Genomic DNA, 19,584 nt, shown 5'->3' on the forward strand with positions numbered 1-19,584 from the left:
GCCGGAAGACGGATGGTTCATCGTACCCATCCGCCGAGGGCGCTCTCGTGCGACGGACAGGACGTGCGGGCCAGCACACATCCGTTCGGGGTGAGTACGGTAAGGGGGTGCAGGATGAGCCCATTGACCCGTTCAACGGTGACCCGAGTGACCCGGCCGCCGGCCTCGAAGATCTCGGTGACGACGCGGAGAACGAGCCGCTGACCGAGGCCGAACGGCAGGACGTGCTCGAGGACCTCAGTGACCTGGAGATCTACCAGGCGCTGCTGAGTCCCACCGGCATCCGTGGGCTGGTCATCGAGTGCGAGGACTGCCACGAGCCGCACTATTTCGACTGGGACCTGCTCCGCGGCAACCTGCGTCACCTGCTGTCGAGCGGGCGCCCGCGGGTGCACGAGCCGGCCTACGACCCGGACCCCGACCACTACGTGACGTGGGAATACGCGCGTGGTTACGCCGACGGCGTACACGACACGCTGACCGAAGGGACCGACGACGAATAGCAGTCGCCGGTCCCCGCAGCGTTATTAAGCGACCAGCCCAGCCCGGAAACCTGCCGCCACCGCGTGCGCACGGTCGCGCGCACCCAGCTTGCGGAACAACCGGCGAGCGTGGGTCTTCACGGTGTCCTCCGAGACGAACAGCTCCCGGCCGATCTCCGCGTTGCTCTTACCGTCGGCCATCCCCCGCAGCACCTGCAACTCCCGCTCGGTGAGCGTGAGCCGCCGCCCGGCCGGGGCCGGATCGGCCACCCCGACCTGGGTCTCGTTGCCCGGCCAGGCCACCATCGGCCGACCGGTCGCCGGGTCGATCGGAGCGTCGCCACGCTGGGCGGGCACCATCGGCGAGTTGGGGAGCATGGCCGGGACGCCACCGGAGTTCGGCGACCCCATCGGCAGGCCGTTCTGGTAGGCGGCCCGGGCCGCCGGTGAGTTGTTGTTGCGCGCGCCGCCGGCGACCCCCGCCGGCTGCGCGTTGGTTCCATTGATCGGCATGCCCTGCGGCCGCACCGGGAGCAGCAGCAGGAGAAGGGCCTTGGCGACGACACTGACCAGGTCGTGTTCGACGCCGCGGATGACGCCGCGGGCACCGGCCGCGACAGCCGCCGCGGCCACTCGCGGGTCTTCGGCACCGAAGAGCACCAACTGTGCCTGGGGGGCACGGGCAAGCACGCGTCGGGTGAAACCGACGCTGTCGGGACGGGTCACGGCGGTGTCGGCGAGGACCACTTCGGCCGGCCGTTCAGCCAGCCGGATCATGGCCTCAGTCTCGCTGACCGCGGTCCGGACGACGCCGGTCATGCCCAGCCGGGCCGCGGTGGACGCGACGGTCTGGGCCGCCAGCGGGGTACGGACGCACACGAGGACGGTACGCACAGTGATCCTCCTTCTCTCTCAGAGGAGATCACGCGAGGGCCGCAGCATTACGCGCTTTAGATGGAAAAAATGGGAAAGATCGGTATGACTTGCTTTGTCGATGTCATGCGGCTGAAGAACACATCGAAAACTCGTGTGTGAGCCGGGGATCACCGGGGTATGAGCGCCCCAGGCCTGAGCATGAAGGCCCCTCATCACGACACTCCGCGGTGCCGCGCGGGAGGAGGGTGTTTGATGTCGAACGTTCGCAGACTGCCCGGGCCCATCGCTGACCTGTGGGACTGGCAACGACTCGGGTTGTGTCGTGGCCGGGACAGTGCGCAGTTCTTCCACCCGGACGGCGAACGCGGGTCGTCCCGCAATCGCCGAGAGGCCAAGGCCAAGACCATGTGCGGCGCGTGCCCGGTGCGAGCCGAGTGCGCCGCCCACGCACTTGCGGTTAAGGAGCCGTACGGGGTCTGGGGAGGCTTCAGCGAAGCGGAGCGGCTGCGGCTGCTCGCGGTTGGCTGGGAAGACCTCGCCGACCGTCATCACGGACGCGTCGACCTTGCTCGGCTCGAGGCTCGCCTGGGACGGCCCCACAAGTCGGCCGTACCGGCACAACGGCAGGCACCCGCGGCCTGAGGCCGCCGAGCACCAACCATTACCCCGACGACCCGGTCCCCGTACGGGGGCCGGGCTTCGTTGTTCGACGGTTCTTCAACAACCGCATCGGTGGACATGCAAACCACCGTATGAGCGACTTGCGCATTGGTGTCGGACCGTTAGTGCGTCCTTCAAGCAATGGCACTACCCGACGTTGACCTGCACGGAATGCCATCCGGTGGCCCCGTCCGGAGCAGGCGGGGCGGGGGTGGACGTCTGGGTCTGCCCACTCGTGTCCGTTGCGCGCACCCGCAAAATGTGCTGTCCCTCGGTCGCCTGCCACGGGTAGCTCCACTGCCGCCAGGTGTCCGCCGACGCCGTCTCGTGGAGCTCGGCCACCGCCCACGGACCGTCGTCGATCTGGACTTCAACCTTGCTGATTCCGCGGTGCTGCGCCCAGGCCACCCCGGCGATCGGCACGGTGCCCGGCGACCGCGCCGCGCCGTCGCGCGGCGTGTCGATCCGCGACTCGGTCTTGATCGGCGCCTGCTGCGACCACCCACGCGGCACCCAGTAGGCGTCGAAATCCGCAAAACGCGCGAGTTCGATCTCGGTGATCCATTTGCACGCGCTCACATACCCGTACAGGCCGGGCACCACCATCCGCACCGGGAAACCATGATCGACCGGCAGCGGCACCCCGTTCATCCCGACCGCGAGCAGCGCATCCCGCCCATCGCGCAGGGCCGCGGTCGGCGAACCGCAGGTCCAGCCGTCCACCGACCGCTGCACCACCTGATCGGCGCCGGGCAGCGGGTCGGCCTCGTCGAGCAGCTCCTTGATCGGCGTTCCGAGCCACAACGCGTTCCCGATCAGATCCCCGCCGACCTCGTTGGAGACGCAGGCCAGCGTGACGTACCGCTCGATCATCGGCCGTTGCAGCAGCTCTTCCCAGGTGATCGTGATCGGGTTCCGCACCATCCCGTGGATCTTCAACTGCCACGTCGACGGATCGACCTGCGGCGGATACAGCGCCGTGTCGATCCGATAGAAATCCTTGTTGGACGAGACGAACGGCGTCGCGCCTTGCGCCTGCACGCCGCTCGGCAGCGGCGGAGCCGTCTGCCGCGCCGCCGGCAGAACGACGTCCTTCCGCGCCTGCGTAACGGCCCGCCGCGAGGTCAGCAGCCGCCCGCCAAACCCCGAAACCAGGGCAATACCCCCCGCGATCCCCAACGCTTGGAGAAATCGCCGCCGGCTCTCATACGAGTACGCCGTTGGAGCAGTCCCGGCCTTCTCAGTGGGAGCTTCGTCGGACACCGGGCCGTCCGCCCCATCCGGCCGGGTCAGATCCAGCAGATAGCGCAAGACAAAGACCGCGAGCGCCGCCCCCACGAGGGTCGGCAGGGCCGCCGTCACGCCCGCGTCGTGCCGGGTCACCGCGGCCGCGACCCCGATGACCGCGAACAGCCCGATCCCGGCCAGCCCGGCCCGCCACCACCGCGCGGCGACGATCCCGAGCCCGAAGGCATAGGCCGCGAGCAGGATCGCGGTGCCGGTGATCAGCGCGGTCTTGTCGTGCACCCCGAACACCGCGACGCCGAAGTCCTTCATCGCCGGCGGCACGTTGTCGACCACCACACCACCGACCGCCAGCAACGGCGCCGACAGCGGCCCGGTCAGCACCGCCACCACCTCGGCCACGCCCACGGCCACCGCCGCAGCCGCCACCCCGGCCAACCCGGCCCGCACAGAAAGCTTCACCGGATCATTCTCCTCCGCCGGCGAGGCGACAAACCTTACGACTCAGTGATCATCGAACCCGCCCGCTCAACTCAGATGCGCACCTCAGCATGTATTTCCATACGCAGAAATAGATGCCGGTTGAGGGATGGTGCCGGAAACAAAATCCCGGCAGACTCCAGCAAGATCGGTCACTGACGATGTCCTCGTCGTCGGCCGGCCGCGTATTGGGGAGGGCGTGCAGTGCTCCGGGTGCGCACCGTGTCCACGGTGGCCGGTCGGGCATTCGCGCGCGGCGCTAGGAAGGCGGCCCGAATGGGCGATAAAAGACTTAGCAAACGATTCACGGTAATGGCCGGTATTGGAATTCTGACCGCGGCGATGGGCGTGGTGTCGGCATCGTCTGCCGCGTCCGCCGCCCCGAGCCTGCGGCAGAGTTTCAAGCCGGTCCCGGCCGGATCAAAAATCACCAAGGTCCCCGCCGGTCTGCAGAAGACCCCGGTGACCGTGATGGTGCAGCTCAGCGACGCACCGGTGGCAGCGGCCGACGCCGCGGCCGCCACGCCGCTGACCGACACCCAGAAGCGGCAGCGACGCGACAAGCTCCGGTCGGACCAGGCTCCGGTCGAGAAGAAGGCCCGCCAGCTCGGCGGCACCGTGCTGGGCAGTTACCAGCACGCCTACAACGGCATCAAGGTGCGGGTCAACGCGGGCGAGCTGGACGCGCTGGCGGCGACGCCCGGCGTGGTCGCCGTGCACGCGGTGCAGACGGTGAAGCCGGACAACACCAAGGGCGTGCCGCTGATCGGCGCCCCCACGGTCTGGAACACCCCGGACAAGTACCGCGGTGAGGGCATCAAGGTCGCCGTCATCGACACCGGCATCGACTACACGCACGCCGACTTCGGCGGTCCCGGCACCACGGCCGCCTACGAGGCAGCCCACGCCCAGGAGACCACGGCGGCCGACCCGGCCCTGTTCGGCCCGAAGGCCGCGAAGGTCAAGGGCGGCATCGACCTGGTCGGCGACAGCTACAACGCCGACCCGGCCAGCGCCTCCTACCAGCCGGTGCCGCACCCCGACGCGAACCCGCTCGACTGCAACGGCCACGGCTCGCACGTCGGCGGCACGATCGGCGGCTTCGGTGTCCTGGCCAACGGCAAGACCTACAAGGGCGCGTACGACAAGAACACGATCAGCGCCAACTCCTGGCTGGTCGGACCCGGCGTCGCCCCCAAGGCCGACCTGTACGCGATCCGCGTCTTCGGCTGCGACGGCTCCACCGACATGACGGTGGACGCGATCGACTGGGCCGTCGCCAACGACATCGACGTCATCAACATGTCGCTCGGCTCGCCGTTCGGCACCGCAGACGCCCCCGAGTCGGTCGCGGCCGACAACGCGGCCAAGGACGGCGTCATCGTGGTGGCCTCGGCCGGCAACTCCGGCGCGGCGCCGTACATCGTGGGCAGCCCGTCCGTCGCGACCAGCACGATCAGCGTCGCGGCCAACGACCCGACCCCGTCCTTCCCGGGCGCGCACCTGTCGATCGGGCTGGACGCGATCAACGCCAACGGCGCCACCTTCGCCGACGGCACCTCGCTGCCGATCAAGGTGGTCGGTAACGGCGTGGGCGGCATCTCGCTCGGCTGCTCCGTCGCGGACTTCACCGCGGCCGGCGTCGAGGGCAAGCTCGCCGTGGTGGCCCGGGGCACCTGTGGCCGGGTCGCGAAGGCGGTCTACGGCCAGGCGGCCGGCGCCGCCGCGGTCCTGATGGTCAACAACGCCGCCTCCTACCCGCCGTACGAGGGTGCGATCACCAGCAACCCGGACAACGGCGAGCCGGCCAACGTCACCATCCCGTTCCTCGGTGTGCCGTCGACGTCCGCCGCGGCCATCGTCGCCGCGGACGGCCAGACCACCACGCTGACCAACAACCAGCTGCAGAACCCGACGTACACGGCGACGGCGAGCTTCTCGTCCGGCGGCGCGCGCACCGGGGACAGCTGGCTCAAACCGGACGTCACCGCGCCCGGCGTGAGCATCTCGTCGGTCGGCGTGGGCACCGGCACCGGCGCGGTGGTGGAGTCCGGCACCTCGATGGCCGCTCCGCACACCGCCGGCGAGGCCGCCCTGGTCAAGCAGGCGCACCCGGACTGGCGCAAGGTCTCGTACTGGAAGGCGGCGATCGTCAACACCGCCAACCCGGGCGGGGTCGCCGGTTACAGCACGCGGCTCGACGGCGCCGGCCTGATCCAGGCTCCCGGCGCGGTCGACACCCAGGTCGTCGCGCTCGGCGACACCAACACGGCGACGCTCAACTACGGCTTCGCCGAGCTGGACCGCAACTACGCCAAGACGAAGGTCGTCAAGCTGAAGAACTTCAGCCGGTCGGCCCAGACCTACACCGTCTCCACCAGCCTTCCCAGCGGCAGCGCACACACCGTGAAGCTGTCCAAGAAGCGGGTGACCGTGCCGGGTCGCAGTGAGACCACGGTGGGCGTCACCGTGCAGGTGCCGGCCGCGACTGCGGGCAACTCGGCCCAGTACCAGGACGTCGCCGGCCTGGTGACCTTCACCCCGGTGGGTAACGGCGTCGCCCTGCGAGTGCCGTACTACCTGGTGCCGCAGTCGGTGTCGCAGATCAACACCAAGGTCGACACCAGCAAGCTGCGCCGCTCGGGTTCGGCCACCGCCACGGTGACCAACCGGCACGGCGCGGTCTCCGGCCTCGCCGACTTCTACGCCTGGGGCCTCTCCGACGGCCGGGACGCCGAGACCGGCGCCGCCGACCTGCGGGCCGTCGGTGTGCAGAGCCTGCCGGCCGACGGGGCGATCGCGTTCGCGGTCAACACCCACAACCGCCTGTCCAACGCCGCCCGCAACGAGTTCGACATCTACGTCGACGTCAACGGCGACGGCACCGACGACTACGACGTAGTGGGCGTCGACTACGGCCTGCTCACCACCGGTGACCTCACCGGCGAGCTGGTCACGGCGGTGTTCGACCTGCGTACCGGGGACGGCACGCTGGAGTTCTTCGCCGACGCGCCGTTCGACAGCAGCACCCTGGTGCTGCCGGTGCTGGTCTCCCAGCTCTGCGCCGAGGGCTCGCCGTGCCTGTCCGCGGACAGCCCGCGGCTGACCTACCACGCGGAGAGCATCGGCCTGATCGACGGCAACGACGACGAGATCGCCACCAAGGCGACCTTCAACGCGTTCACCCCGTCGCTCACCACCGGCGTCGCCCTCCCGGTGGCCCCCAACCAGACCGTCACCCAGACGGTCCAGCTGGACAAGGCCGAGTTCGCCAAGAGCCCGGCCAAGGGCTTCCTGGTGGTAACCCACGACAACCGAAGCCGTGACGAGGCCCAGCTGATCCCGGTCAGCGCGCACTGATCACCCGTTGACAGGCGGCCCGGGACTCATCGAGTCCCGGGCCGCTTCACGTCAGCGTTACCCCCGCCGACGACGCGCCGAGCGCCGGACGCCGAACACGCCGCCCGCCGTCACCGCCGCGCAGAAGACGGTCAGCCCGATGACAATGCCGCGGTCCTCGCTGTCCGCCAGCGCGCCGATAGCGAACAGGGCGGTCAGCGCGCCGAAGAACACGACCAACGGCCAGAAGAAAATCAAACCCAGCAGGCCGACGGTACGGTCGTGCGAGCTCACCGGGGCGGGCGTCGCGACCGGCTGGACCTGCCCCTGCGGCTGCGGCACCTGGCGGGGGTCGCGGGCCGGCTGGTAAACCCGGATCCCCGGCCGGATCCCGCCGTCGACCGCCGCCACCGCCCGCGCCCCGTCCGCGAGCAGAGTCGGCTCGACCCGGATCACGGTCCCGTCCGGGCCGATCAGCTGCCGGGCGCCGTCCGGCCAGGCCCGCACCAGGACGCACTCGGCATGCCGCACGGTCGACACACCGTCCCCGGTGATCAGGCTGACCCCGTCCGGAGCGACGATCAGCCGGTCCGCGGGCTCCGCCTGGAAGAGGAACTGATGGCCGGCGACCGCCGTGTCGGAGCCGGCCGGGGCCGCGGTGAAGCCGGCCCAGTCGGCCCGGTTCGGCGCCATCACCAGCCCGGTACTCCAGGCTCGGGCGGCCACCTCGGCCACGTCGGCCACGGTCACCGCCCGCGACTCGGCCACCGCCTGCTCCATCTCCTCGACCGCGCGCCCGGTGAGCAGGTTGAACGCCTGGGCCGGCAGGCGCGCCGCGACGTCCTCGGCGTGCCGCAGTGACTCGATCCGCTTGTTGACCACGGCGGTCACGTCGGCCGGGTCGATCCGGCCGACCCGCATGGTGGCGAGCACGTCGACAAAGGCGCCGAGCACCGCGCCCTGCTTCTCCGGCAGCGAATCAGCCACCGCGGTGACGATCGCGCTGTCCCGGCCGAGGGTCTGGTAGTCGGTCTGCACCGTGTACGAAAGCCCCGCGTCCTGGCGCAGCTCGCGGAACATCACCCGCTCCAGCACCGACGCGAAGATCCCGGCGGCGGTCGAGCGCGGCACCGCGGCGTCCCAGACGACCACGCCGGACGAACCGGGGAAGAACGCGGGCGTGACCGGCAGCGCCGACGATGGCCGGGGCGCCGCCATCCGCACCCCGGCCGGCAGGTCCAGGCGCAGGTCGGCGGGTATGGCGTCGCCGGCCACCCACAACACCGCGTTCTCCCGGGTGAAGTAGCGGGCCACCCAGTCACGCAGCTCGTCCTCGGTGATGGCGGGCAGCCCCCACTCCGGGTAGCCGCTCAGGCCATAGTCGCGCGCGCCGTGCCGCCAGATCGCCATCGGTTCGGCCACGCCCGGCGTACGGCCGTTGGCCTCGGCCTGAAGCAGTTCCTTCTCGACGGCCAGCCGGTGCATCGGCAGGTTCCGCAGCGAGGCACACACGCCGTTGAGGAATGCGGCGATCTCCGCCTCGCCGCCCTGCATGTGGAAGTAGGTGAACTCGGCGCCGGTCGCGCCGTTGTAGTGATAGTCGGCGACGCCCACCGAGTGCAGCGCCAGGTGTTCAACCAGGTGGGTGATGCCGTGCCGGGCCAGCGGCTCGTCGGCGTACCCGACTCGGAAGGCCAGCCCGGCCCGGGCCGGCCCGGTCGTCGGCGCCAGCAGGACGGGAACCCCGTCGATCGAGGTCTGCTTGATCATCGGGTCACCCCCGAGCCGGACAGCGCCCACTCCCGGGTCTGCCGGATGTGCCCGGCCGGATCATCGCCGGCCAGGTAACTCCACGGCAGCTCGGTGGCGACGTTGCCGAGCAGGCGGAAGACCGCACCGGTCGCGGCCTGGTCCTCGAGCATCGCGAAGAGAAACGCGAAGCTGCTGGCCACGTCAACCCAGCCATGCTCCCGGGAGAACCCGGGATGCCAGATCGACCGCTGTGCGGCCTCGTAGATCTCCGCCCGGACCACGTCACCGCGCAGATAGGCCACGCCCTGGGCACCACCGCCGGCGTCGAGCCAGCGCTCGATGTGCCCGTCGGCGACCAGCCCGGCCTGGAGCGCGCCGGGCGGGGCCGCCAGCATCGTCTCCCGGCACCAGCGCTGCAGTTCCGCCCAGCTACCGCCCCACTTGGGGCACAGGCCCTGCAGGAACTGCCACTGACCGGGCAGGTGGTTCGGGTCGAGCGCGGCCAGCTTCCCGTACCGGCGGCGGGTCTCGGCGAGGCCCAGGCCCAAGCCCCGGGCCGAGATCAGCCGAACCGCCCACAGGGTCGGGTCGTCCGGCCGGCGGGCCACCCCGTCGAGCAGAACCACCTCGGCCCGGCGCAGCCAGTCGTGGAAGCTGTCGAACTGCTGCCGCGACACGTGCTCGGCGCGAGCGTCGCTCCGGATGTTCCAGCCCACCTCGATCAGGTGATTGCCGAGCATCGCCACGGCGGCCGTGTCGTTCGGGTCGGCACCTACCACGTACCGGAGGAAGTCTTCGAGGTGGTCGCCCTCGCTGCCGATGCGGATGAGCGTCGTGCGGGCGACCGGCGTCGCGGCATCCAGCACGCGGCGCACGGCGCCCCAGTCACGAGCGGCCAGGGCGGCGCGAACGGTGGTCACTTCGGGAAACACGGCCGCCGGATCGAACACAACGGCGCTTGCGGGGTCGGACACGGCTCGCGAGCGTACGCCGAAGTTGATCTTTTAGGGTCCTGCCTGACCAGGTGCTTTCGGCCACCGATCAGCTGATCACCAGCGGGTCTTCGAGGAGGTGTTCGAAGGCCAGTTCGGCGGCGCCGATCAGGGCCGCGTCGTAACCCAGCTCGGGGGTGCGCAGGCGGATGTGCTCGCGGCAGGCCGGTAGCGCGATGGCGTTCAGGCGGCTGCGGATCTGGGCCGCCGCCACCAGGTAGACGTCCCGGAGGGTGCCGCCGAAGATGACGGCCTCGGGGTTGAAGATGTTGACCAGGTTGCCGACGCCGAAGCCGATCCACTCGCCGACCTGGCGCACCGCGAACTGGGCCTGGCTGTCGCCGCGCATGGCCGCGTCGACCACGCCCAGCACCGCCTCGCGGCCCGTGTCGTCGCCCCGGCCGGCGTGCTTGAGCAGGGCGTACTCGCCGATCTCGGTTTCCCAGCAACCCCGCGAGCCGCAGCTGCACTCCCGGCCGTACGGGTTGACGACCATGTGGCCGACCTCGCCGCCGTACCCGCCGTGGCCGGAGACGCGGCGGCCGTCGGCGATGATGCCGGCGCCGACGCCGGCGTCGCCGTACAGGTAGATGACGTTGTCGCAGCCCGCGGCGGCGCCGCGGGCGTGCTCGACCAGCGCGGAGACGTCGGCGTGGTTGCCCACGGTCAGGTGGCCGTCGCCCAGTTCGGCGCGCAGCGCCGCACCCACCGGCTCCTCCACCCAGCCGATCGTCGGCGCGAGCCGGACCATGCCGTCGTCGCGCCGCACCATGCCGGCCACCGCGACTCCGGTGCCGATGTAGCGGGCGCCGTCCGGCACCTCGCGGCGCATCTCGTGGACGAACTCGGTGAGCGGCTGGACCGCGTCGAGCACCTGCATGCCGCGCGGCCGGTCGGTCTCGCGCCGGTCCAGGATGCGTCCGCCGAGGCCGACCCGGGCCGCGCGCAGCCGGTCCACCTCGATGCTCAGCGCGTACGCGTAGACCATTGACGACTCGGGCCGGACGACCAGCGAAGGTCGTCCGGCCCGGCCGGTCTCACGTGGTGCCGCCTCGCTGACCAGCCCTGCGGTGGTCAGCTCGGCGGTCAGGGCCCCGATGGTGCTGCGGTTGAGGCCGAGCCGGCTGGTGAGTTCCGCCCGGGAGGTCGCGCCGTGTACATGCACGTACCGCAGCAGGGTCCCGAGGTTGTGCCGGCGTACCTCCTCCTGGCTGGGGCCGGCCCGCATCAGCGCGCCGCCCCCGTTCCCAGGATCCTTCTCATCGGTTTCCGGTGGATGCCGCCCTGCGCCGGGCCAGGGCGTCGACGCTTGCCGCGACCAGCAGGATCAGACCGGTCACGATGTACTTCGTGCCCGCCTGGTAGCCCATCAGGCCCATGCCGTTGTCGATGACGGCGATCACCGCGCCACCGATGACGGCGTTGATGACCTTGCCCTTACCGCCGAAGAGGCTGGTGCCGCCGATGACGGCCGCGCCGACCGAGTACAGCAGGATGTTGCTACCACCGGTGTTCGGGTCGACCGAGTTGGCCCGGCTGACCGCGATGATGCCGCCGATCGAGGCCATGAACGAGCCGATCACGAAGACCGAGATGCGGATCCGGTCGACCGGGATACCGGCCCGGCGGGCCGCCTCGGTGTTGCCGCCGACCGCGTAGACGTGCCGGCCGTAGGTGGTGCGGCCCAGCACGAACGTCCAGACGACCAGGAAGACCGCGATGATCGGGGCGACGAACGGCACGCCCTTCACCGAGTTCAGCACCGGGTTGATGCTGCGCTCCTGGGTCAGAACCCCGGTGGTCAGCAGCACGACGATGGCCAGACCGGCGATGCGCATCAGCACGATGCCCATCGGGTCGGTGACCAGGTTCCGGGCGGCCCGGCTGCGCACGTTGTTCAGCTGGACGCCCGCGTAGGCGACCACCACGACGATCGCGATGATCCAGCTGACCGAGACCGACATGTTGCTGTTGGCCAGCTTCAGCACGAAGGTGTCGGTGATCGAGATGTTCTTGCCGCCGCCGAGCAGCTTCAGCAGGATGCCCTGGAAGGCGAGGAACGCGGCCAGGGTGACGACGAACGACGGAATGCCCAGCTTCGCGACCAGGAAGCCGAGGACGAAGCCGATCACGATGCCGGTGATCATGGCCGCGGGGATGGCGGTGTACCACTCCCAGCCGTGGTTGGTCAGCAGGATCGCCATGATCGCGCCACAGACGCCGGAGGCGAAGCCGGCCGACAGGTCGATCTCGCCCAGCAGCAGGACGAAGACCAGACCCATGGCGATGAAGATGACCTGCGCGCCCTGCGAGAACAGGTTCGCGAAGTTGAGCGCGCTGAAGAACGTGTCCCGCGCGACGCCGAAGATCAGCGACAGGACGAGGAGTCCGAGGACCGCCGGCAGGGTTCCGAGGTCGCCCCCGCGCACCCGGCCCCAGTAATCGTTGAGGTGGCTCCCGACGGTCGGCTTGACTACCTTGACGCCGCCGGCCGTGGTGGTCGTGGTGGTGGTCACTTGTCGCCTCCCGGCGTGATGTCGACGATCTCGCCGCCGAAGTCGGAGGGCTTCTCGGGCGGCAGGCCGATGTTGCCGCTACGCCCGCCAGTGATCAGCTCGACGATCTGAGAGTGGGTCACATCGGTGGTCTTGACCTGGGCGGCCATCCGGCCGAGGTAGAGCGCGGCGATCCGGTCCGAGACCGCGAAGACGTCGTTCATGTTGTGCGAGATCAGCACCACGCCGAGGCCGTTGTCCGCCAGGCGGCGCACCAGCTCCAGCACCTGGGCGGTCTGCGCGACACCGAGGGCGGCGGTCGGCTCGTCAAGGATCACGACCCGCGAGTTCCAGAGGACCGCCTTGGCGATCGCCACGGTCTGCCGCTGGCCACCGGAGAGGCTGGCGACGAGCTGCCGGAGCGACTTCACGGTGCGTACCGAGAGGCTGGCGAGGGTGTCGCCGGCCATCTGCTCCATGGTCGGCTCGTCGAGCACGATGCCGCGCTTCTTCTCCCGGCCGAGGAACATGTTCTGGACGATGTCCAGGTTGTCGCAGAGCGCGAGGTCCTGGTAGACGACCTCGATGCCCAGCGCGGAAGCGTCGCGCGGGCTGTGGATCGCCACCTGGTTGCCGTCGTACGTGACCGTGCCGGAGTCGATCGTGTAGATACCGCTGATGCACTTGACCAGGGTCGACTTGCCGGCGCCGTTGTCGCCGACCAGAGCGGTGACCTCGCCGGGATAGACGCTCAGACCGACGTCATGCAGGACCTGAACAGGACCGAAACTCTTGTCGATCCCGCTGAGTTCCAGGAGGGGTGTGGCGGCCACGGTGGTTCTCCTTCGCTTAGTGACCGAAGTTCGTCGTCGTGGCTCCGCCACTGGCGATCGGGTGGGGGGGTTGACCCAACTTTGGCGCCGCCCACACCCCGGGGGGAGTGAGCGGCGCCGTAGTCAGCCGTGCGGGACTAGCCCGTCACCAACGCTGGGTCAGCTGATGCCTGCGTCCGTGCAAGCCTTGGCGAAGTCGGCGGTGCAGATCGCGTCCTTGGTCACGAAGCCGTCGGCGATAACGTCCTTGACGGAGTCCTTCGTGATCGACTGCGGGGTCAGCAGAACGGACGGGACGTCCTTCTTCGACTCCGGGTCGGTGATGCTGCCGGTCGCCGTGGTGGGCTTCTGGCCGCTCGCGATCGCGATCGCCAGCTCGGCGGCAGCGTCGGCTTCCTTCTTGATCGCCTTGTAGACCGTCATGCACTGGTCGCCGGCGAGGATGTTCTGCAGGCCCTGCACGGTCGCGTCCTGGCCGGTGACCGGGACCTGGCCGTTGAGCTTGTTCTTCTTCAGAACGGTGATGGCCGCGTTACCGAGACCGTCGTTCGCCGCGAGGACGCCCTTGATGGCCTTGTTCGAGGTCAGCATCTGCTCGAAGATGGTGCCCGCCTGGGTGTTGTCCCAGTCCGGCACGTCCTGGTTCGGGCCCTTGACGAAGGTGCCGTCGGCGTACTTCGGGTCCAGAACCGAGTTGTAACCCTGAGCGAAGAGGGTCGCGTTGTTGTCGGTCGGGGAGCCGTTGAGCTCGGCGACGACCGGCTTGACGGCCTTGTTCGCGGTGAGGCAGTCGACCAGACCCTGGCCCTGCAGCTCGCCGACCTTCACGTTGTCGAACGACACGTAGTAGTCAGCGGCACCGTTGAGGGTGAGGCGGTCGTAGTCGATCGTCGCGATGCCGGCGGCCTTGGCCTTGTCGAGCACGGCCTTACCGGTACCGGAGTCCAGGTTGACGATCATGAGGACCTTGACGCCGCTCGAGATCATGCCGTCGGCGATGGTCTGGAACTGGGTCTTGTCACCCTGGGCGTTCTGGATGTCCACTGAAATACCGGCCGCGTCGAACGCCGCCTTCAGGAACTTGGGGTCGTCGGTGCCCCAGCGCTGCGAGCTCTTGGTGTCAGGAAGGATGACGCCAACCTTGCCCTTGGCCGAGCTGCTGGTGCTACCGGTGTCGCTGCTGCTGTCGTCGCCACAGGCAGCAATGCTGCCGGTGGCCAGCAGGCCCACGGCGGCGAGGGCGAACAGTCCCTTACGCATTCCTTGTGTCCTTTCGGGTAAAACCGGGCCTTCGATTGGATTCGATGGTGTGCGCTGTCGGGAGTGTCGCTCCCCGAGACGCTAAGTGATCAGGAGCTAGTTTGTTGTGCCCGGCAACGTATTCCCGTTGCGGCCTGTCGCACAAGCGGTGCGCCCCGGGGATCTCGTAACCCGGCATAACAATCCGGCAACACGGCGGTGATACAGGGATTTCGGCCCTTCCGGCAGCCGCAGGCCGGTCTGGGCCGGCAGCTTCAGGTGGCTCACACAGTTACGCTAAGTCGCCGACCTGCCCGATCTCTCCCGTTCTCGGGAGAAAGATCCCGCAGGCCCGTAACGTTGTCGTAACGGCCGAGGGCCAGCTGGAAATATCGGCCTTTATGTCCGGATAGCGGCGGTAACCGCACCGGTCAGCCGAATCAGATCGGCCGGCGCGAGCGCCACCTGTAACCCCCGGCGGCCCGCCGAGATGAACATCCGATCAAGGACGAGCGCCGACGAGTCCACCACCGTGGGCAGTCTCTTTCGTTGTCCGAGCGGACTTATTCCGCCTCGGACGTAACCGCTGCTCCGCTCGGCCACGGCCCGCTCGGCCATCGCCGCCCGCTTGCCGCCGGCCGCCGCGGCGAGGGCCTTGAGATCGACCTCGCCGGTCACCGGCACCACCGCGACCACCAGCCCGCCGTCGACCTCGGCGACGAGCGTCTTGAAGACCCGGGCCGCGTCGATCCCCAGCGCCTGCGCCACCAGCGCCCCGTAGTTCGGCGCGTCCGGCGACACGTCGTACGGGTGCAGCGTGTGCTCGACCCTCTGGTCGGCGAGCACTGCGGTGGCCGGGGTTCCGGCCGCGGGCCTCTTCGCCATGACCGAAAAGGTACTCCGGCCAGAGTCTTCCCTTTTGTCGGGCGGATCTGCCTCAAGCTCCCAGCGGGCGGCAGAGCAGCACGGTGGGCGCGCCGGCCACCCGGGTCAGGACGATCGACGCCGACTCGGTGCCGGACAGCCGGAGGTCCTTGCGCAGCTGGTCGGGCTCCAGGGCGGACCCGCGCTTGCGAATCTCCAGGCGGCCGATGCCCCGCTCCCGGAGCAGGGTGCGCAGCCGTTTCAGCGAGAACGGAAGGACGTCGGTGATCTCCAGCCGCCGGCCGTACGGAGTATCGGAGGCGGAGTCCGCGTAGACGTAGGCGATGTCCGGGTCGCCCAGCCGACCCTCAACCGTGGCGGCGAACTCGGCCACCAGGTGCGAGCGCACCACGGCCGGGTCCGGGTCGTAGACGAACCGGCCGACCGCGCCGACCGGGGCCCGCTCGATGCCGGTGCCGGTGAGCTCGCCGCCGGGCAGCAGCGTGGCCCGGCGGGGTGCCGACGCCAGCGGGCCGCACCAGAACGCCGCCTCGACCAGATCGCCGCCGACGCTCACCCACTCCCCCTCGGCGCCCGGCGGGAGCAGGGCGTGATCGATGCCGGGGGCCAGCTTGAGCACGGTTCGCGGGACCCGGGTGGCCAGTCCGGCCACGAAATCCCAGGGCGGGGAGTACGACTTCGGGTCGAACACCCGGCCACGGCCGGCTCGCCGACGGGCCGGGTCGGCGAAGACAGCGTCAAAATCCTCCACCGGTACGGACGTGGCGTCCGCGCACTCGATCCTGATCCGGTCGGTCAGGTCGAGCGCCGCCACATTCGCCGCGGCCACCGCCGCCGTAGTCGGGTCGGCTTCCACCGCGTACACCTCAATGCCGGCGCGGGCCGCCGCCAGCGCGTCGGAGCCCAGGCCGCATCCCAGATCGGCCAAGGTCTTGACCCCGGCCGCCGCGAGGCGCGCCGCCCGCCGGTCCGCGACGACCGATCGCGTCGCCTGCTCCAGGCCGGGGCGGGTGAAGAACATCCGTTCGGCGGCCGGACCGAACTTGGCCGCCGCCCGGCGGCGCAGGTCGATCTGGGTGAGCGCGGCCGCCGCGAGGTCCGCGGCGATGCCGCGCGACCGCATCGCGGATGCCGCGGCCAGCGGTTCTCCTTGATCCACCGACGCGGCAGCAGCCAGCGCATTCACCCCTTCGGGGGTACGGAGTAGGTCCAGCAGCTCGGGAGTCACGCAGGCATTCTCCCCGGCATGACGAGACTGGCACTCTGGTTGACGGAGTGCTAGTTCCGGCATAACCTCGCGATTAGCACTCTCACAATGAGGGTGCCAGCCGCGCGCCCGACGGGCGAGCGGTTAGGCACCAGGCGGACCGGCACCCGCGACGACGGCCCCGCCCGGTGGCATGAGGCATCCAGCGTCAAATTACCCAGGAGGGTATGCCCGTGACTACCGCGACCAAGGTTGCGATCAAGCCGCTCGAGGACCGCATCGTGGTCCAGGCGAACGAGGCTGAGACCACCACTGCGTCGGGCATCGTGATCCCCGACACCGCCAAGGAGAAGCCGCAGGAGGGCACTGTCCTCGCTGTCGGCCCGGGCCGCATCGATGACAAGGGCAACCGCGTTCCGATCGACGTTCAGGTCGGCGACACGGTTCTCTACTCGAAGTACGGCGGCACCGAGGTCAAGTACGCCGGCGAGGAGTACCTGGTGCTCTCCGCCCGCGACGTCCTCGCGGTCATCGAGAAGTGACCTACTGACAGTGCTCACCGCCCTGACCCTCATTGAGGGTCAGGGCGGTGGTGCTTGAAAGGACCTAAAAATGGCGAAGATTCTCAGCTTCTCTGACGACGCCCGGCACCTGCTGGAGCACGGCGTCAACTCGCTCGCCGACACGGTCAAGGTCACTCTGGGCCCGCGCGGCCGCAACGTCGTCCTGGACAAGAAGTTCGGCGCGCCCACGATCACCAACGACGGCGTCACCATCGCCAAGGAGATCGAGCTCTCCGACCCGTACCAGAACCTTGGTGCGCAGCTGGTCAAGGAGGTGGCGACGAAGACCAACGACGTCGCCGGCGACGGGACCACCACGGCGACCGTGCTCGCGCAGGCGCTGGTCCGCGAGGGCCTGCGCAACGTGACCGCCGGGGCCAACCCGCTCGGCCTCAAGCGCGGCATGGACCTGGCCGCCGAGGCCGTCTCCAAGGCGCTGCTGGCCAAGGCGGTCGAGGTCGCCGACCACAAGGCGATCGCGAACGTGGCCACCATCTCGGCTCAGGACTCCACCATCGGCGAGCTGATCGCCGAGGCGATGGACCGGGTCGGCCGCGACGGGGTCATCACCGTCGAGGAGGGCTCGGCCATGCTGACCGAGCTCGAGGTCACCGAGGGTCTCCAGTTCGACAAGGGCTTCATCTCGCCGAACTTCGTGACCGACGCCGAGTCGCAGGAAGCCGTCCTCGAGGACGCGCTCCTGCTGATCACCACGCAGAAGATCTCCAGCATCGAGGAGCTTCTCCCGCTGCTGGAGAAGGTTCTGCAGTCCGGCAAGCCGCTGCTGATCATCGCGGAGGACGTCGAGGGCCAGGCCCTGTCCACCCTGGTGGTCAACGCGATCCGCAAGACCGTCAAGGTCGCCGCGGTGAAGGCTCCCGGCTTCGGCGACCGGCGCAAGGCGATGCTGCAGGACCTGGCGATCGCCACCGGCGGCGAGCTGATCGCGCCCGAGCTCGGCTACAAGCTCGACCAGGTCACCCTCGACATGCTGGGCAGCGCCCGGCGCGTCGTGGTCGACAAGGAGAACACCACGATCGTCGACGGCGGCGGCAAGTCCGCCGAGGTCGCCGACCGGGTCGCGCAGATCCGCAAGGAGATCGAGGCGTCCGACTCCGACTGGGACAAGGAGAAACTGTCGGAGCGGCTGGCCAAGCTCTCCGGCGGGATCGCCGTGATCAAGGTCGGTGCCGTCACCGAGGTCGAGATGAAGGAGCGCAAGCACCGCATCGAGGACGCCATCGCGGCGACCAAGGCGGCCGTCGAGGAAGGAACCGTCCCCGGTGGCGGCGCCGCCCTCGCGCATGTGGCCAAGGAACTCGACGGCGGCCTCGGCCTCAAGGGCGAGGAAGCGATCGGCGTCTCGATCGTCCGCAAGGCGCTCGTCGAGCCGCTGCGCTGGATCGCGCAGAACGCCGGCCACGACGGCTACGTCGTGGTGGGCAAGGTCGCCGAGCTGGGTTGGGGCCACGGCCTCAACGCCGCCACGGACGAGTACGTCGACCTGGCCGCGGCCGGCATCATCGACCCGGTCAAGGTGACCCGCAACGCGGTCACCAACGCCGTCTCGATCGCCGGTCTGCTGCTGACCACGGAAAGCCTCGTGGTCGACAAGCCGGCCGAGGCGCAGCCCGCCGCCGGCGGCGGGCACGGGCACAGCCACGGTGGCCACGGCCACCAGCACGGCCCCGGCTTCTGATCGGGGTTCTACCCGGGAAAGGCGCGCCTTCGGCGCGCCTTTCTGCTTTACCCCCTCAGCCGGGCCAGCCGGGCTTTCTTTCCGTTCTCGCGCACGATCCAGGCGACGTCGGCATCGGGCGACCGGGACAGCGCCTGGAACCGGGACAGGCCGGTCGCGGGGTCGGCCGCGACCGCCACGCTCCAGCCGTAGCCGAGCGCCTTCCGCAGCGTCCGCACGTCGTCATCGCGACGACGCCCGGCCGGCGCCCCGGCCAACCAGTCGGTCGCGGCCGCACAGGTATCCAGCGCGGCGGTCACCGACTCGGGGGTGTCCAGCAGCCGCGGCTCACAGATCGCGGCCACGGCGGCCCGCAACACCAGCGGGTCGTCGGCCCTGGACCAGTCGGCGACCAGGGCGTGCAGGCGACCGCGGTCGGCGTCGCCAAGCCGCTGCAGGGCCATCGCGACCGCCTCCCGGACCCGCCAGCGCCCGTCGCGGGCATGCCCACGCAGCCGCTCCGCGCCCGGCTCTTCCGCCTGGCCCGGCTCTTCCGCCTGGCCCGGCTTTTCCGCTTCGCCCGGCTTTTCCGCGAGTAAGCGGCCGAGGCCGATGACGCCGCAGAAGACCGGGTATTCCTCGCCGCTCGCGATCAGCCGGTCGAAGATCGCCGCGTCGCCGGCGTCGGCGGCTGCCTGGGCCAGCTCGATGTTGGCCCGCGGTCCCGGCAGCCCCGAGTGCTCCGCGAGGTAAGCCGGCCACCGGCCCGCCTCGAGCCCAGCCAGTTCGTCGCGGTACTGCGCACGCCGCCCCACGACCGCAGTCTAGGCCCGGCAACCACGCCTTCGGCCGGGCCGT

The 19,584-nt window shown here is 69.8% G+C and carries 16 protein-coding genes; 5 read left to right on the plus strand and 11 right to left on the minus strand.

The window, feature by feature from the left end; translation table 11 throughout:
• Positions 1-107: 107 nt before the first annotated feature.
• Positions 108-503, plus strand: a complete 396-nt coding sequence (locus Ate02nite_RS10540) for a DUF5319 domain-containing protein (RefSeq protein WP_203802911.1) — start codon at positions 108-110, stop codon at positions 501-503.
• A gap of 24 nt (positions 504-527) precedes the next feature.
• Here Ate02nite_RS10540 and Ate02nite_RS10545 read toward each other — a convergent pair whose 3' ends face one another.
• Positions 528-1,376 carry a response regulator transcription factor gene (locus Ate02nite_RS10545; RefSeq protein ID WP_203802914.1) on the minus strand — a complete coding sequence of 283 codons (849 nt, stop codon included), beginning with the start codon at positions 1,374-1,376 and terminating at the stop codon, positions 528-530.
• Between the two features lie 234 nt (positions 1,377-1,610).
• On the opposite strand from Ate02nite_RS10545, the gene Ate02nite_RS10550 reads away from it, so the two are divergent.
• Positions 1,611-2,000 carry a WhiB family transcriptional regulator gene (locus tag Ate02nite_RS10550; protein ID WP_203802917.1) on the plus strand — a complete coding sequence of 130 codons (390 nt, stop codon included), beginning with the start codon at positions 1,611-1,613 and terminating at the stop codon, positions 1,998-2,000.
• A 165-nt stretch (positions 2,001-2,165) separates the two neighbouring features.
• Here Ate02nite_RS10550 and Ate02nite_RS10555 read toward each other — a convergent pair whose 3' ends face one another.
• Positions 2,166-3,725, minus strand: a complete 1,560-nt coding sequence (locus Ate02nite_RS10555) for a molybdopterin-dependent oxidoreductase (protein WP_203802919.1) — start codon at positions 3,723-3,725, stop codon at positions 2,166-2,168.
• Positions 3,726-4,055: 330 nt separating this feature from the next.
• On the opposite strand from Ate02nite_RS10555, the gene Ate02nite_RS10560 reads away from it, so the two are divergent.
• Positions 4,056-7,103 carry a S8 family serine peptidase gene (locus Ate02nite_RS10560; protein WP_203802921.1) on the plus strand — a complete coding sequence of 1,016 codons (3,048 nt, stop codon included), beginning with the start codon at positions 4,056-4,058 and terminating at the stop codon, positions 7,101-7,103.
• Between the two features lie 57 nt (positions 7,104-7,160).
• Here the strand turns inward: Ate02nite_RS10560 and Ate02nite_RS10565 are convergent, their stop codons facing one another.
• The 8 genes from Ate02nite_RS10565 to Ate02nite_RS10600 all read right to left on the minus strand — a co-directional run bounded on the left by Ate02nite_RS10565 (position 7,161) and on the right by Ate02nite_RS10600 (position 16,506).
• Positions 7,161-8,852 (minus strand): peptidase M16 family protein, encoded by a 1,692-nt coding sequence (locus Ate02nite_RS10565; protein ID WP_203802923.1) that lies wholly within the window; start codon positions 8,850-8,852, stop codon positions 7,161-7,163.
• Positions 8,849-9,808, minus strand: coding sequence for a hypothetical protein (locus Ate02nite_RS10570; RefSeq protein ID WP_203802925.1), 960 nt, complete (start codon positions 9,806-9,808; stop codon positions 8,849-8,851). The genes Ate02nite_RS10565 and Ate02nite_RS10570 overlap by 4 nt, the downstream gene beginning before the upstream one ends.
• A gap of 67 nt (positions 9,809-9,875) precedes the next feature.
• Positions 9,876-11,054, minus strand: coding sequence for an ROK family transcriptional regulator (locus tag Ate02nite_RS10575; RefSeq protein WP_203802927.1), 1,179 nt, complete (start codon positions 11,052-11,054; stop codon positions 9,876-9,878).
• Between the two features lie 31 nt (positions 11,055-11,085).
• The gene (locus tag Ate02nite_RS10580; RefSeq protein ID WP_203802929.1) at positions 11,086-12,342 is read right to left on the minus strand and encodes a sugar ABC transporter permease; all 1,257 of its coding nucleotides are present in this window, start codon (positions 12,340-12,342) and stop codon (positions 11,086-11,088) included.
• Positions 12,339-13,154: an ATP-binding cassette domain-containing protein gene (locus Ate02nite_RS10585; protein WP_203802931.1), complete on the minus strand. Its 816-nt coding sequence runs from the start codon at positions 13,152-13,154 to the stop codon at positions 12,339-12,341. Before Ate02nite_RS10585 ends, Ate02nite_RS10580 begins: the two co-directional genes overlap by 4 nt.
• A gap of 159 nt (positions 13,155-13,313) precedes the next feature.
• Positions 13,314-14,414 carry a sugar ABC transporter substrate-binding protein gene (locus Ate02nite_RS10590; RefSeq protein ID WP_203802934.1) on the minus strand — a complete coding sequence of 367 codons (1,101 nt, stop codon included), beginning with the start codon at positions 14,412-14,414 and terminating at the stop codon, positions 13,314-13,316.
• A 378-nt stretch (positions 14,415-14,792) separates the two neighbouring features.
• Positions 14,793-15,278 carry a Cys-tRNA(Pro) deacylase gene (gene ybaK, locus Ate02nite_RS10595; protein ID WP_203802947.1) on the minus strand — a complete coding sequence of 162 codons (486 nt, stop codon included), beginning with the start codon at positions 15,276-15,278 and terminating at the stop codon, positions 14,793-14,795.
• A gap of 52 nt (positions 15,279-15,330) precedes the next feature.
• Positions 15,331-16,506, minus strand: coding sequence for a class I SAM-dependent methyltransferase (locus Ate02nite_RS10600; RefSeq protein ID WP_203802949.1), 1,176 nt, complete (start codon positions 16,504-16,506; stop codon positions 15,331-15,333).
• 212 nt (positions 16,507-16,718) lie between these two features.
• On the opposite strand from Ate02nite_RS10600, the gene groES reads away from it, so the two are divergent.
• Positions 16,719-17,027, plus strand: coding sequence for a co-chaperone GroES (gene groES, locus Ate02nite_RS10605; RefSeq protein WP_023358324.1), 309 nt, complete (start codon positions 16,719-16,721; stop codon positions 17,025-17,027).
• A gap of 70 nt (positions 17,028-17,097) precedes the next feature.
• Positions 17,098-18,747, plus strand: coding sequence for a chaperonin GroEL (gene groL / locus Ate02nite_RS10610; protein ID WP_203802951.1), 1,650 nt, complete (start codon positions 17,098-17,100; stop codon positions 18,745-18,747).
• 47 nt (positions 18,748-18,794) lie between these two features.
• On the opposite strand, the gene Ate02nite_RS10615 is transcribed toward groL, so the two are convergent.
• Positions 18,795-19,541: a HEAT repeat domain-containing protein gene (locus Ate02nite_RS10615; RefSeq protein WP_203802952.1), complete on the minus strand. Its 747-nt coding sequence runs from the start codon at positions 19,539-19,541 to the stop codon at positions 18,795-18,797.
• Positions 19,542-19,584: the final 43 nt, after the last annotated feature.

The organism is Paractinoplanes tereljensis (assembly GCF_016862435.1).
In the GTDB taxonomy this organism is placed as follows: Bacteria; Actinomycetota; Actinomycetes; order Mycobacteriales; family Micromonosporaceae; genus Actinoplanes; species Actinoplanes tereljensis.